This window comes from Pedococcus sp. P2_E5, from assembly GCF_056403895.1.
The window spans coordinates 26877-41060 of record NZ_JBFUEP010000003.1 but is presented as its reverse complement, the minus strand read 5'-3'; the positions used below and the strand labels follow the sequence as shown (position 1 = coordinate 41060).

Below are 14184 nucleotides of genomic sequence, written 5' to 3'. Positions count from 1 at the left end.
CAACTTTTGGGAGTTCACAATCACGGGGTTGGCCAACGGGGCCATCTATGCGCTGATTGCCCTTGGCTACACCCTCGTCTACGGCGTCCTGCGCCTGATCAACTTCGCCCACTCCGAGGTGTTCATGTGGGGCGGCTTCGCGGCCGTCTGGGCACTCCTGGCGGTGGGCGCCAGCAAGGCGAGCGGCCTCGGCGTCGTCGGGTTCCTCATCGTGGGCTTCGCATCGGCCATGGCGGTCTCCGCCCTCGTGGCGCTCGCGCTCGAGTTCGTCGCCTACCGCCCTCTTCGCAAGCGCAACTCACCGCCGCTGATCGCCCTCATCTCCGCGATCGGCGCGTCCTACACGCTGTCGGAGGCGATGGGCCTGCGCGACAAGCCGTTCAAGTGGTTCGGCAAGGACGACGACATGGTCAGCTACGTCGGCCGTCCCCGCGAGGCCGCGCCGTTCCCGCTCAACATCGAGACGAAGCGGCTCTTCTACATCTTCGACTACCACGTCTCCAACAAGGACCTCATCGTCCTGGGGTCGGCCATCGTCATGATGATCGTGCTCGACCAGTTCATGCAGCGGTCCCGTCTCGGTCGAGGGATCCGCGCCGTGGCCCAGGACCCCGAGTCCGCGGCCCTCATGGGTGTCAACCGCGACCGCGTCATCCGGCTGACCTTCGTCATCGGCGGGGCCATGGCTGGTGCCGCCGCGATGATGTACCTCATCCGCATCGGGCAGATCCGCTACAACTCCGGCTTCCTGCTCGGCGTGAAGGCCTTCACCGCCGCCGTGCTCGGCGGCATCGGCAACCTTCGCGGCGCCCTGCTCGGTGGCTTCATCCTCGGTGTTGCCGAGAACTACGGCCAGGCCATCTTCGGTGGCGAGTGGAAGGACGTCGTGGCCTTCACGCTCCTCGTCGTCATCCTCCTGTTCCGGCCCACCGGCCTGCTCGGTGAGTCCCTCGGAAAGGCACGCGCATGAGCGCCGTTTCGAACTTCTTCCACGGCGTCGGTGACCGCTTCCGCGCCCTGCCCCGCCCGGCCAGGATCGTGCTGATGATCGCCGCGGTGGTGTTGGTCTACCTCCTGCCGATCCTCAACCCGCCGCTGATCACGACGACCGACTCCGACTTCGGTGCCGTGCTGTTCCTCTGTGCGCTGTACTCCTTGGTCGCGATCGGGCTCAACATCGTCATCGGGTATGCCGGCCTGCTCGACCTCGGGTACATCGGCTTCTTCGCCATCGGCGCGTTCACCGTGGGTGTGCTCGGGTCGGCCCACGGCAAGGTGCCGCTGCTGCTGTGCATCCCGATCGCCATGGCGGTCACGCTGCTCTCGGGCATCCTCCTCGGTGCGCCCACCCTGCGGGTCCGAGGCGACTACCTCGCGATCGTGACCCTCGGCTTCGGTGAGATCGTCCGGCTGATCCTGGTCAACGCCGACGGCCTGACCGGCGGCTCCCGCGGCATCTCGAACATCCCCACGCCACCCAGCTGGGCGCTGTTCGAGATCCCGAAGCTCAAGTGGGAGGGACTCGTCGCCTACGTCGACCAGAGCAACACCACGACGTTCCTCGAGTTCGGGGTCACCGACTCGGTCCCGTACTACTGGCTGGCCCTGACCCTCGTGGGTGTCGTGCTCTTCCTCGACTGGCGGATGCAGAACTCGCGGGYCGGCCGCGCCTGGGAGGCGACGCGCGAGGACGAGGACGCCGCTGAGCTGATGGGTGTCCCGACCTTCCGGTTCAAGCTGCTCGCCTTCGCCACCGGTGCCGCGATCGGCGGCCTGTCCGGTGCGCTGTTCGCCACCAAGCAGCAGTTCATCAACCCGGACAACTTCACCATCCTCTACTCCGTGCTCTTCGTCGCCATGGTCGTCGTCGGCGGTCAGGGCAACCGCTGGGGCGTCGTGCTCGCGGCGGCCCTGCTCACCTGGGCGCCGGAGAAGTTCCGGTTCCTGTCGGACGCACGCTTCCTGCTCTTCGGCATCGCGCTGATGGCACTGGCGATCTTCCGTCCGCAGGGTCTGCTGCCACCTCGACGATCGGTGCGCGCGAAACAGGCAGACATCGAGACAGAGGTCCTCGAGGAAGGGGCGACTCATGCCTGACACCACGCCTGACAAGACTCCGGACGGCGCCGTGCCCGACGGCGCCGTGCCCGACACCACGCGTGACGCCACCGACGCGGCACGCGGACCCCGGGTCGACGACGACGCCACCACCCGACCGGAGGTCGACACCACCCCCGACACCTCGGTCGACATCAGCGTGGAGGAGATCGCCCACCTCCCCCAGGGCAAGATGCTCGAGGTCGACGACGTGACGTTGCGCTTCGGCGGTGTCACGGCCCTCGACGGTGTCTCCTTCCACATCAACACCGGCGAGATCCTTGGCCTGATCGGCCCCAACGGTGCCGGCAAGACGACCTGCTTCAACGTGATGACCGGTGTCTACCAGCCCACCTCGGGCGGGATCCGGTTCATGGGCGAGCCGCTAGGCAAGCGACAGAAGTTCCAGATCACCAAGCTGGGCATCGCCCGCACCTTCCAGAACATCCGGCTGTTCCACAACATGACGGCGCTGGAGAACGTCCTGGTCGGCGCTGACGCGCACCACTCCACCGGCATGGCGTCGGCGCTGCTGCGGCTGCGCAAGCACCATGCCGAGGAGGCCGAGGGCATGGACCGTGCCTACGAGCTGCTCAAGTTCATGGGGTTGGACAAGCGGGCCGACGAGCTCGCCCGCAACCTGCCCTACGGCGACCAGCGGCGGCTCGAGATCGCGCGAGCGCTCGCCACGAACCCCAAGCTGCTCTGCCTGGACGAGCCGGCTGCCGGCTTCAACCCAGCGGAGAAGGCTCGGCTGATGGAGCTCATCCGGTCGATCCGCGACCAGGGCTACACCGTGCTGCTCATCGAGCACGACATGAAGCTCGTCATGGGCGTCACCGACCGGATCGTCGTGCTGGAGTTCGGCAAGAAGATCGCCGAAGGCCTGCCCGCCGAGATCCAGGACAACCCTGCGGTGATCGCCGCCTATCTGGGAGTTGATGAAGATGCTTCTTGAGGTCGACGACCTCTGCGTCAACTACGGGCGCATCGAGGCGATCCGCAACATCTCGTTCAAGGTGAACGAGGGCGAGGTGGTCACCCTCATCGGGGCCAACGGTGCCGGCAAGACGACCACCATGAAGACGGTCTCAGGGTTGCGACCGGTGCGCGCCGGCTCCATCCGGTTCGAGGGCCAGGACATCACCGCGATGCCGGCCCACGAACGGCCGGTGCTGGGGATCGCGCAGTCGCCCGAGGGCCGTGGGTGCTTCGTCGGCATGACCGTGCTCGAGAACATCGACATGGGTGCCTACGCCCGCACCGACCGCAAGACGCCGAAGATCAAGGAGGACCGCGACCGGGTCTTCGGGCTCTTCCCGCGGCTGGCGGAGCGGCGCAGCCAGGTCGCCGGCACCATGTCGGGTGGCGAGCAGCAGATGCTGGCGATCGGGCGGGCCCTCATGGCCAACCCCAAGCTGCTGCTGCTCGACGAGCCGTCGATGGGGTTGGCGCCCAAGCTCATCCAGCAGATCTTCGACATCATCACCGAGATCAACGAGCAGGGCACGACCGTGCTCCTCGTGGAGCAGAACGCGGCGCAGGCGCTCAAGCGCGCCCACCGCGCCTACATCCTCGAGACCGGCGAGATCGTGCGTGAGGGCACCGGCCAGGAGCTGGCCAACGACCCTGCGGTCAAGGCGTCCTACCTCGGCGGCGACGWCTAGACGAGCCCTTCGGTGTGCCGGCCCGCCGGCACACCGCGAACGGCCCCTCGGAGATCACCGAGGGGCCGTTCGCGCAGGGTGGTGCTATCTCGTGGAGGTCGCCTTCGCGGTCCTTGCCGAGACCTTGGGGACGGCGGACTTCGAGGCCGTCGCCTTCTTCGCAGCGGCCTTCTTCCCCGTGGCCCTCGTCGCAGCCGCCTTCGTCGTGGGCGCCGCCGTGGCGGTCGCCTTCTTCGCCGCTGTCTTCGATGCCGCCGTCTTCGCCGCCGCTGTCTTCGTCGCCGCTGTCTTGGTGGTCGCGGTCTGCTTGGGCGCCGCCGCGGCGGCGGTGCGCTTGGCCGTCCCCGTGGCCCGCTGCGGCGTGCGCGCGCTCCGGGCCAGGATGGGCGCGAGGAACTGCCCGGTGTAGCTGTCCTCCACCGTGGCGACCTGTTCCGGCGTGCCCTCGGCGATGACCCTGCCGCCCCCGTTGCCGCCCTCGGGACCCATGTCGACGATCCAGTCGGCGTTCTTGATGACATCGAGGTTGTGCTCGATGACGATCACGGTGTTGCCCTTGTCGACCAGACCCTGCAGGACCAGGAGCAGCTTGCGGATGTCCTCGAAGTGCAGCCCTGTGGTGGGTTCGTCCAGGACGTAGATGGTCCGGCCCGTCGACCGCTTCTGCAGCTCGGCGGCCAGCTTGACGCGTTGCGCCTCACCACCGGACAGAGTGGGGGCGGGCTGACCGAGCCGGACGTAGCCCAGCCCTACCTCGTTGAGCGTCTTCATGTGGCGCGCGATCCCGGGCACCGCTGCGAAGAAGTCCGCGGCCTCCTCGATCGGCATGTCGAGGACGTCGGCGATCGTCTTGCCCTTGAAGTGGACCTCGAGCGTCTCGCGGTTGTAGCGAGCCCCGTGGCACACCTCGCACGGCACGTAGACGTCAGGGAGGAAGTTCATCTCGATCTTGATGGTGCCGTCGCCCGAGCAGGCGTCACAGCGGCCGCCCTTGACGTTGAACGAGAAGCGACCCGGCTGGTAGCCACGGATCTTGGCCTCGGTCGTCGTCGCGAACAGCTTGCGCACGGCGTCGAAGACACCGGTGTAGGTGGCCGGGTTGGACCGCGGCGTCCGGCCGATCGGGCTCTGGTCGACGTGGACGACCTTGTCGAGGTTCTCCAGGCCCTTGACCGTCTTGTGCCGTCCCGGCACGTGGCGGGCGCCGTTGAGCTTGTTGGCCAGGACGTTGTAGAGGATGTCGTTGACGAGCGTCGACTTGCCCGAGCCCGAGACCCCCGTGACGGCCACGAGGTTGCCCAGCGGGAACGACACGTCGACCCCGTGCAGGTTGTGTTCGCGAGCCCCGACGACGGTGACCTCCCGCCCCCGCTCCTGGGGTCGGCGCAGCGCCGGCATGGGGATCTCGAGGCGCCCGGAGAGGTACTTGCCGGTGATCGAGTCCTGGTGCTCGAGCAGTCCCTGCACCGTGCCGGAGTGGACGACGAAACCACCGTGCTCCCCCGCTCCCGGACCGATGTCGACGACCCAGTCCGCGGTGGCGATCGTGTCCTCGTCGTGCTCGACGACGATGAGCGTGTTGCCGAGGTCGCGCAGCCGGGTCAGTGTCTCGATGAGTCGGTGGTTGTCGCGTTGGTGCAGCCCGATGCTCGGCTCGTCGAGGACGTACAGGACTCCGACCAGGCCCGAGCCGATCTGGGTCGCGAGCCGGATCCGCTGCGCCTCGCCGCCGGAGAGGGTGCCCGCCGGGCGGTCCAGTGAGAGGTAGTCGAGCCCCACGTCGAGCAGGAACCCGAGCCGCGCGTCGATCTCCTTGATCACCCGCTCGGCGATCTGCCGCTCGCGGGCGGTGAAGTCGACCTCCTTGAGGAACTTCGCGCAGTCGGCGATGGCCAGCGCACAGATGGCCGAGATGCTGCGGCCCCCGATGTGCACCGCCAACGACTCGGGCTTGAGGCGGGCGCCACCGCACTCGGGACACGGCACCTCGCGCATGTAGCCCTCGTAGCGCTCCCGGCTCCACTCGGAGTCGGTCTCGGAGTGCCGCCGCTTCACGAACGGGACGACGCCCTCGAAGCCGGTCGTGTAGGACCGCTCCCGTCCGTAGCGGTTCTTGTAGCGGACGTGGACCTTGTAGTTCTGGCCATGCAGCAGCGCCTCCTTGGCGCTGCTGGACAGCGCACGCCAGGGGGTGTCCATCCCGAACTTGAGGTCCTCACCGAGCGCGGTCATGACCCGCTGGAAGTACTCCGCCGAACCGCTGGTCGACGCCCAGGGGGCAATGGCTCCCTGCGCGAGGGTCAGGTCCTCGTCGGGGACCAGCAGCTCGGGATCCACCTCGAGCTCGGTGCCCAGACCCGTGCACTTGGGACAGGCGCCGAACGGGCTGTTGAACGAGAACGACCGGGGTTCCACCTCGTCCATCGCCAGCGGGTGGTCGTTGGGGCAGGCCATCCGCTCGGAGAAGCGCCGCTCCCGCTCCGGGTCCTTGGCGTCCTTGTCGACGAAGTCGACGACCAGGACTCCCCCGGCGAGCCCCAGGGCGGTCTCGACCGAGTCCGTCAGCCGTCGCTTGGCCCCGGTGTCGTTGCCCTTGGCCACCAGGCGGTCGACCACGACGTCGATGGTGTGCTTGACCTGCTTCTCCAGCTTGGGCGGCTCGGTCAGCGACACGACCTCGCCGTCGACCCGGGCCCGGGAGAAGCCCTTGCTCTGGAGCTCACCGAACAGGTCGACGTACTCGCCCTTGCGGGCGCGCACGACCGGCGCCAGCACCTGGAACCTGGTCTTCTCGGGGAGCTCCAGGAGCCGGTCGACGATCTGCTGCGGGCTCTGCCGGGTGATCGGCTCCCCACAGACGGGGCAGTGCGGGCGCCCAGCTCGGGCGAACAGCAGGCGGAGGTAGTCGTAGACCTCGGTGATGGTGCCGACCGTGGACCGTGGGTTGCGGTTGGTCGACTTCTGGTCGATCGACACCGCCGGGGACAGTCCCTCGATGAAGTCGACGTCCGGCTTGTCCATCTGGCCGAGGAACTGGCGCGCGTAGGCCGACAGTGACTCGACGTAGCGACGCTGGCCCTCGGCAAAGATCGTGTCGAAGGCCAACGACGACTTGCCGGACCCGGACAGACCCGTGAAGACGATCAGCGAGTCACGGGGCAGCTCGACCGACACGTCCTTGAGGTTGTGCTCACGGGCACCCCTGACGATGAGCTGGTCGTGCTGGTGGCGGCGGGCGGGCACGGCTGAAGTCACGGGCACCATCGTAGGTGGCGACACCGACAACCCTGTCCCGGCCACCGACCGGTGCCTCCCGCGCGCACGCGGGCACGCGGCATACCCTCGGCCTATGACGACCCCCATCGAGGAGTATGCCGTCCTGGGCGACACCGAGACCGCAGCCCTCGTGAGCCGGGCGGGATCGATCGACTGGCTGTGCCTGCCGCGGTTCGACTCCACCGCCTGCTTCGCCGCCCTGCTCGGCACCCCCGACAACGGGCGCTGGCTCCTCGGTCCCAAGGGAACCGCCCGCAGCACCCGTCGGTACATCGAGAACTCGTTCGTGCTGGAGACCGTCCACGAGACCGAAACGGGCGCGGTGAAGGTCACCGACCTGATGCCCCTCGGCGACGGGCGGGCCGACATCATCCGCAGTGTCGAGGGACTGCGGGGCCGGGTCACGATGCAGCACGAGTGGGTCGTCCGGTTCGACTACGGCAAGGTCCGCCCGTGGGTGTCTCACAGTGTCGGCCACCGTCTCGACGGCGACGTCATCACCGCGGTCGCCGGCCCGGACATGCTCGTGCTGCGCGGCAGCCGCCTCCCCCACGCCCGTGACGGGCACCACGAGGACGAGTTCGACGTCGCCGCCGGGGAGACCCACACGTTCTCGACGACGTGGTTCCCCTCTTTCGAGCAGGTCCCGCCACCTCTGGACATCGACTCGAGGATCGCCGAGACGATCCGGGTGTCCAACGAGTGGGCGGCCCGGTGCGACTACGAGGGCCCCTACCGCGAGCTCGTCGTCCGGTCGCTCCTGACGCTGCGCGGCATGACCCACTCCCGCTACGGCGGCATCGTCGCGGCGCCGACGACGAGCCTGCCCGAGGACTTCGGCGGCGAGCGCAACTGGGATTACCGCTACTGCTGGCTGCGTGACGCCTCCCTCACCCTCGAGGCGCTGCTGGCATCGGGGTACGTCGACGAGGCGCGCCTGTGGCGCAACTGGTTGCTGCGTGCCGTGGCCGGCGACCCCGAGGACCTGCAGATCATGTACACCATCAACGGGTCCCGTCGCCTGCCCGAGCGCACGCTCGACCATCTCGCCGGGTATGCCGGGTCGACTCCCGTGCGGATCGGGAACGGCGCGGTCGAGCAGCGACAGTCCGACGTCCTCGGCGAGGTCATGATCGCCCTCGACGAGGCCCGCGCCCGCGGGCTGGAGGTTTCGACGCAGTCGTGGGCCATGCAGCGCGCCCTGGTCCAGAACCTCGCCCGCCACTGGCAGGAGCCGGACAACGGGTTGTGGGAGATCCGCGGACCGCTGCGGCACTTCACGCACTCACGCGTCATGGTGTGGGCGGCGTTCGACCGTGCGGTCCGGGGGGTCGAGAAGTGGGGGCTCGACGGCCCGGTCGAGCACTGGCGCGAGCTGCGGGACCAGGTGCGCGACGAGATCCTCGGCAAGGGCTTCGACGCCGAGCGCAACACCTTCACCCAGCACTACGACACGACCGAGGTCGATGCGTCGTTGCTKCTCATCCCCCTCGTCGGCTTCCTCCCTCCTGACGACCCGCGGGTCCTGGGCACGGTGTCCGCGATCGAGCAGGACCTCATGCGTGAAGGCTTCCTGCTGCGCTACCGCACCGAGAGCGGCGTGGACGGCCTCGCCGGCGACGAGCACCCCTTCCTGGCCTGCTCGTGGTGGCTCGTGAGCGCGTATGCCGTGTGCGGCCAGGTCGAGAAGGCGCGCGAGCTGATGGACCGCCTCGTCCTGCTGTTCAACGACGTGGGCCTGATCTCCGAGGAGTACGACCCCCATCACAAGCGGATGGTGGGAAACTTCCCGCAGGCCTTCTCCCACCTCACCTTCATCGGCGCGGCCCACGCCATCGCCGAGGCCGAGGCGAAGGGGGCCGCCACCCCGGGAGGACAGCTGCCATGACGGACCACGCCACCACTGCGGACTCCGGCGGTGCTGCGGAGTTCCCTGTCGACCTCGTCGCAGACCTCGCGGCGGTGACACGGCACACCGAGCTGCTGGTGGACCATGCCACCCGCCTCGGCGACGTCCGGGCGAGGTCGCTCTGCGAGGGCTGGAGCCGGGCCCACATCCTCACCCACGTGGCCCGTAACGCCGACGCCATCCTGCGGCTGACCGAGTGGGCGCTGGACGGACAGCCCCGGGAGATGTACCCCGGAGGCACCGCCGTCCGCGACAGCGAGATCGAGGAGGGGGCCCTGCGGACCGGGCCGACCTCGCCCGACGACCATCGCCCTGCTGGCGTCTTCGTCGACGACCTCGCCCGCACCGCAGCCGCGCTCGCTCCGCGCTTGGCCCAGCTCGGAGGACCGCTCGCCGTCGACGAGGTGGAGATGCGCGGTGGCCTGAGGATCTCGCCGCTGGCGCTGCCGTTCCTGCGGCTGCGCGAGGTCGTGTTCCACCACGTCGACCTCGATGACGGCTTCGGGTTCGCCGATGTCGAGCCAGGTCTGCTGCGCCGGTTCATCGACGATGCGGCGTCGAGGCTGCGGATGAGCAGCCACCCACCGGGGCTGGACCTGCGGACGCACGAGGGCGACCGGTGGCTGGTCGGAGCGCCCACGACCGCGATCCACGGCTCGCGGGCCGGGGTGCTGCTGTGGCTGGCCAGGCGGATCGACACCGGGGTCAGTGCCGACCGCGACCTGCCGGAGCTCCCGCAGGGGGCCTAGGGTCAGCCGAGGGCACAGGGTCGGGCTGCGGACGTCGTCGGGCTGCGGACGTCGTCGGGCTACAGGCGCCGGCGCCTAGGGCGTCGGGACCGTCGCCCCGGAGATCCCGGCCTTCCGGGCGATGGCCACAGCCGCGAGCGCTGAGTGCACCTTGAGCTTGTGCAGGATGCTCTGGACGTGGGTGCGCACCGTGTTGGGGGACACGTGCAGCAGGGTCCCGATCTCGGTGCGGCTCATTCCTTCGACCAGGCACCCGAGCACCTCGAGCTCGCGCCCGGTCAGCTCACGGATCCCCTGGACGTGCTCGACAGTGGTGCGCTGCCCGCGCGACAGGGCCACGAGGACGCCGGCCAGCAGGCCGGCCGGGATCCGGGTCTCCCCCCGCGCGACACCACGGATGGCGTCGACGAGCGCCTCCGCGGTCTCGGTCTTGGAGACCCAGCCACGCACCCCGAGCTGGACGGCCTCGACGATCTGGTCCCCCGCCGCTGCTCCGGTGGCGACGACGATGCCGATCGAGGGCATGGTCGTCAGCGCCTCCCGGGCCACCGCGAGACCGTCCTCGCCCGCCAGGTCGAGGTCGAGCACGACGACGTCACACTCGACCTCCTGGAGACGTCGCAGCGCCTGGGCGACGGTGGTCGCGGAACCCTGCACCACGATGTCGGGGTAGTCCCCCAGACAGATGGCCAGGGCGTCCACGAATACCTGGTGGTCATCCACGAGCAGGACGCGCACGGGGGCTGGCATTTCCCCACGGTGTCGTACCGGCAGAGCGGGCAGAACCGGTCCGTGCCGGAGGGCGTCCTACGTCAAAAGGGTGACCGGACTAGTCCGTTCCGTCCATGCGCCTGCGCCCGGCGGCGCCGCTCAGCGCAGGTGGTCGGGCTCAGCGCAGGTGGGCCGGGCTCAGCGCAGGGGGGCCGGGCTCGGCCCACGTGCGCCGCCATCAGCGCACGTGGGCCGGCCAGGACTCGTGAGACCGGGCGCCGACATCAGCGCAGGTGAGCCGGCCAGGACTCGTGAGAACCGTGCGCCGACATCAGCGCTGCCGCCTGGAGCCTGGAGTGGACCCCCAGCTTGGTGAGCAGGTTCTGGACGTGGGTGCGGGCCGTGCTCCGTTGGACCCCGAGGGACGTCGCCATCTCCTCGGTCGTCTGGCCGTCCATGATGCAGCGCATGACCTGCCACTCGCGGTCGGTCAGGAACTGCAGTGCCCACAGGGGGTCGTCCGTCGACTTCGACGGACGCAGGGCCCGCTGCAGCAGGGACGGCTCCACCGCGAGCTGGCCACGGACCGCGCGGTCCAGCATCTCGACGATCTCGACGATGGGCTTCTCCTTGCCCACGTAGCCGGAGGCGCCCTCGGCGATCGCCCGGCCCACGATCGAGTGGTCGGCCTCGGCCGACAGCATCACGACCTTGGTCTCCGGGGAGATCTCGCGGATCACGTGGATCGCCGACACCGACGTGCCGCCGGGGAAGTTGACGTCGAGCAGGCACACGTCGGGACGGTGCATCGCCACGGCGCTGACCGCCTCCTCGGGCGTGCCCGCCAGGGCGACCACCTCGTGTCCACGGGCACCGAGGGCGAGGCCGAGCGCCTCGAGCAGCAGCAGGTGGTCGTCACAGACGACGATCCTCATGACGCCACCAGCCCGAGCTCGGCCTGGGCGAGGCAGATCTCGCCGACGGTGCCCCCACCGTCGGCTGCGTGCAGCGTGAAGGACCCGTGGCAGGCAGCCACCATGGCCCTTGTCGTGGTCAGGCCCAACGACGTGCGGGCGGTGACCTTGCCGAGGCCCGGGCCGTCGTCGGTGACCATGAGATGAGCACCCTCGTGGTCGGCATAGGCGTCGACGTGCACGTGTCCGCCGTCGCCTGCTGCCCGCACGGCGTTGTCGAGCACGCAGGCCAGTGCCCGGCTCAGCGCGACCGGTCGGGCCCATGCCTCGAGCGCTCCGCTCGAGTCGATCGTGATCTCGCAGCTCGCCGTGGCGCGAGCCCGAGCGACCGCCCGGGTCGCGACGGCCACCACATCCGTGGACGTGACCTCGTCGGCCGCCGCCTCGCTGAGGCTCGTCTCGACGAGCTCGGCGAGCCAACGCGCCTGTCCGGCGATACCGTCCATCTTGCGACCGACGTCCCCGCCCTCGGTGCCGGCCAGGAGCAGGATCGCGGCCAACGGTTGGCGCAAGTCGTGCAGCAGCGCTCGTACTGTGTCGATCTCCCCGCCTGCGACTGGGCGCTGGCGATCTTCAAGGAAAGCAGCCATGTATGTCCCTCACAACCCCGCAGACCGGAGACCAGCACCCCCTGTGAGGTCTCCCTGTGGTTCCGCGACTCGTCAACGGTATGAGTTCAAAAAGACGGGCAGCAATAGTCATTAGGGACTAGGTGACCTCGCCAATACTTGCCGGTTGCCTGCTCTCGCCACGGAGTGCGTCAGGTGCCCTGCGACCGCGAAGTGAAGGTCAGGGCTCCTGACCTCACTAGAGTCGCCAACCATGGTGGCGACGCGGACCCCGGCTCGACCGCTGCTCCTCGTTCTCATGGCCATCATCTCGGTGCAGTTCGGCGGCGCGCTGGCCGCAACCCTGGTCCCCGAGATCGGTGCGGGAGGCTCGGTCACCCTCCGCCTGCTGTTCGCCACGGCCATCCTCTGGGCGATCGCGCGCCCGCGCCTGCGCGGTCACGGCCGAACGGCGTGGCTGACGGTGCTGGCGTTCGGCTGCGCCCTCGGCCTGATGAACCTCGCGTTCTACTCCTCCCTCGCCCACCTGCACATCGGCGTCGCGGTGACGGTCGAGTTCCTCGGCCCGTTGGCCCTCGCGACGGCACTCTCGCGGCGGCTGCGCGACCTCGCGGCGGTTGCGGCGGCCGCCGTCGGGGTGCTGCTCATCTCCGAAGCCCTCGACACGCCGTTCGCGGACATGGAGTGGACCGGGCTGGGGCTGGCCGCACTCGCGGGAGCCTGCTGGGCGGCATACATCCTCGCCAGTGGTCGGGCGGGTCGGGAGTTTCCCAAGCTCGAGGGGCTTGCCCTCGCCATGGCCGTCGCACTGGTGGTCACGCTCCCGTTCGGGGTGGCGAGCGCCCCCTCCTGGTCCGCCGAGTCGGTGGCCAAGGGGCTCGGCATCGCCGTGCTGTCCTCGGTGCTGCCGTACTCGCTCGAGCTGGCCGCCCTGCGGCACCTGAGTCCTCGGGTCTTCGGCATCCTGCTCAGCCTCGAGCCGGCCGCAGCCGCCCTGGCCGGTCTCGTCGTCCTKGGACAACGGCTGGGGCAGCTGCAGCTGGCCGGCATGGCCCTCGTCGTCGTGGCCAGCGCCCTGGTGATGGGCGCCGGCCAGCGCAAGGACCCGGCCGCGTCAGGAGGCTGAGAGCCGCTCGCGCTCGTCCCGACGCGACTTGCGCAGGCTCGCGACGGTCGTGACTCCGAGGATGACGACGATCGCGCCCAGCGAGACCGAGATCGGGATGTCGGGTGCCGCGGTCACGGGATGGCCGCCGTTGATGAACGGCAGCTCGTTCTCGTGCAGCGCGTGCAGCACCAGCTTGACGCCGATGAAGGCCAGCAGGACGGCCAGGCCCAGGCTGAGGTAGACGAGCTTCTTGAGCAGGCCACCGATGAGGAAGTACAGCTGGCGCAGCCCCATCAGGGCGAACAGGTTGGCCGTGAGGACCAGGTAGGGCTCCTTGGTCAGGCCGTAGATCGCCGGGATCGAGTCGAGGGCGAACAGCAGGTCCGTGGTGCCCAGCGCCATGATGACGATGAACATCGGGGTGGCCAGCTTCTTGCCGTCGATCCGGGTGAACAGCTTGGCGCCGGCGTACTGGTCGGTCGCCGGGAACCGGCGCTCGACGAACTTCATGAAGCGGTTCTCCTCGTACTCGTCGTCGTCGGTCTCGCCCTCCTTGGCGAGCTTCACGGCGGTGTAGATGAGGAAGGCACCGAAGATGTAGAAGACCCACGAGAACCGGTCGATCGCGGCGGCACCGGCGGCGATGAAGATCCCCCGCAGGACGATGGCGATGATGATGCCGATGAGCAGGGCCGACTGCTGGAGCTTCTCGGGGACCCCGAACCTGGCCATGATCAGCAGGAAGATGAACAGGTTGTCGATGGACAGCGAGTACTCGGTCAGCCAGCCCGCGTAGTACTCGGTCATGAACTTGGCGCCGGCCTGGTCGTGGGTGAACCACCACACGCCGAGGCCGAACAGCACGGCCGCGCCGATGTAGAAGACCAGCGAGACGCTGACCTCCTTCGTCGACGGCACGTGCGGGCGCCGCGCGATGATGAAGACGTCGAAGAGGAGGACGGCGGCCATCAGGCCGACGGTGAGGTACCAGACCCAGGTGGGGACTTCCATCTGGGTGGCAGTGGTGGCAGCGAACGCGGTCACAGTGGGAACCTTCCGGTCACGACGAGGTGGCCGGAGGTCTCTCCCGCCCCAGACAGGTGCGGACCGGCTCCCCGGGTCGG

12 protein-coding genes are annotated in these 14184 nt (G+C 69.0%); 7 read left to right on the top strand and 5 right to left on the bottom strand.

Features of this window, described 5'->3' with window-relative positions; translation table 11 throughout:
- The first annotated feature begins 28 nt into the window (after nucleotides 1-28).
- From AC1DVZ_RS01560 to AC1DVZ_RS01545, 4 genes are all read left to right on the top strand, one after another.
- Complete coding sequence (locus AC1DVZ_RS01560; RefSeq protein ID WP_477616425.1) at nucleotides 29-970, top strand: branched-chain amino acid ABC transporter permease; 942 nt, start codon at nucleotides 29-31, stop codon at nucleotides 968-970.
- Nucleotides 967-2097 carry a branched-chain amino acid ABC transporter permease gene (locus AC1DVZ_RS01555; protein WP_477616424.1) on the top strand — a complete coding sequence of 377 codons (1131 nt, stop codon included), beginning with the start codon at nucleotides 967-969 and terminating at the stop codon, nucleotides 2095-2097. Before AC1DVZ_RS01560 ends, AC1DVZ_RS01555 begins: the two co-directional genes overlap by 4 nt.
- A gap of 193 nt (nucleotides 2098-2290) precedes the next feature.
- Nucleotides 2291-3055: an ABC transporter ATP-binding protein gene (locus AC1DVZ_RS01550; protein WP_477616499.1), complete on the top strand. Its 765-nt coding sequence runs from the start codon at nucleotides 2291-2293 to the stop codon at nucleotides 3053-3055.
- A complete protein-coding gene (locus tag AC1DVZ_RS01545) occupies nucleotides 3045-3764 on the top strand; it encodes an ABC transporter ATP-binding protein (protein ID WP_477616498.1) in 720 nt (239 codons plus the stop codon). The genes AC1DVZ_RS01550 and AC1DVZ_RS01545 overlap by 11 nt, the downstream gene beginning before the upstream one ends.
- A gap of 84 nt (nucleotides 3765-3848) precedes the next feature.
- On the opposite strand, the gene uvrA is transcribed toward AC1DVZ_RS01545, so the two are convergent.
- Nucleotides 3849-7028 (bottom strand): excinuclease ABC subunit UvrA, encoded by a 3180-nt coding sequence (gene uvrA / locus AC1DVZ_RS01540; protein ID WP_477616497.1) that lies wholly within the window; start codon nucleotides 7026-7028, stop codon nucleotides 3849-3851.
- A gap of 85 nt (nucleotides 7029-7113) precedes the next feature.
- Between uvrA and AC1DVZ_RS01535 the strand changes: the two genes are divergently transcribed.
- Nucleotides 7114-8928 (top strand): glycoside hydrolase family 15 protein, encoded by a 1815-nt coding sequence (locus tag AC1DVZ_RS01535; RefSeq protein ID WP_477616423.1) that lies wholly within the window; start codon nucleotides 7114-7116, stop codon nucleotides 8926-8928.
- On the top strand, nucleotides 8925-9698 hold the full coding sequence (locus AC1DVZ_RS01530) for a maleylpyruvate isomerase family mycothiol-dependent enzyme (RefSeq protein WP_477616422.1): 774 nt from the start codon (nucleotides 8925-8927) through the stop codon (nucleotides 9696-9698). Before AC1DVZ_RS01535 ends, AC1DVZ_RS01530 begins: the two co-directional genes overlap by 4 nt.
- 75 nt (nucleotides 9699-9773) lie before the next feature.
- Here AC1DVZ_RS01530 and AC1DVZ_RS01525 read toward each other — a convergent pair whose 3' ends face one another.
- The 3 genes from AC1DVZ_RS01525 to AC1DVZ_RS01515 all read right to left on the bottom strand — a co-directional run bounded on the left by AC1DVZ_RS01525 (nucleotide 9774) and on the right by AC1DVZ_RS01515 (nucleotide 11973).
- Nucleotides 9774-10448 carry a response regulator gene (locus AC1DVZ_RS01525; protein ID WP_477616421.1) on the bottom strand — a complete coding sequence of 225 codons (675 nt, stop codon included), beginning with the start codon at nucleotides 10446-10448 and terminating at the stop codon, nucleotides 9774-9776.
- A gap of 245 nt (nucleotides 10449-10693) precedes the next feature.
- On the bottom strand, nucleotides 10694-11344 hold the full coding sequence (locus AC1DVZ_RS01520) for a response regulator (protein ID WP_477616420.1): 651 nt from the start codon (nucleotides 11342-11344) through the stop codon (nucleotides 10694-10696).
- Nucleotides 11341-11973, bottom strand: coding sequence for a sensor histidine kinase (locus tag AC1DVZ_RS01515; RefSeq protein ID WP_477616419.1), 633 nt, complete (start codon nucleotides 11971-11973; stop codon nucleotides 11341-11343). Before AC1DVZ_RS01515 ends, AC1DVZ_RS01520 begins: the two co-directional genes overlap by 4 nt.
- Nucleotides 11974-12205: 232 nt before the next feature.
- Between AC1DVZ_RS01515 and AC1DVZ_RS01510 the strand changes: the two genes are divergently transcribed.
- Nucleotides 12206-13078, top strand: a complete 873-nt coding sequence (locus AC1DVZ_RS01510; RefSeq protein ID WP_477616418.1) for an EamA family transporter — start codon at nucleotides 12206-12208, stop codon at nucleotides 13076-13078.
- Here AC1DVZ_RS01510 and AC1DVZ_RS01505 read toward each other — a convergent pair.
- A complete protein-coding gene (locus AC1DVZ_RS01505) occupies nucleotides 13067-14071 on the bottom strand; it encodes a TerC/Alx family metal homeostasis membrane protein (protein WP_477616496.1) in 1005 nt (334 codons plus the stop codon). The genes AC1DVZ_RS01510 and AC1DVZ_RS01505 overlap by 12 nt on opposite strands.
- Nucleotides 14072-14184 lie beyond the last annotated feature (113 nt).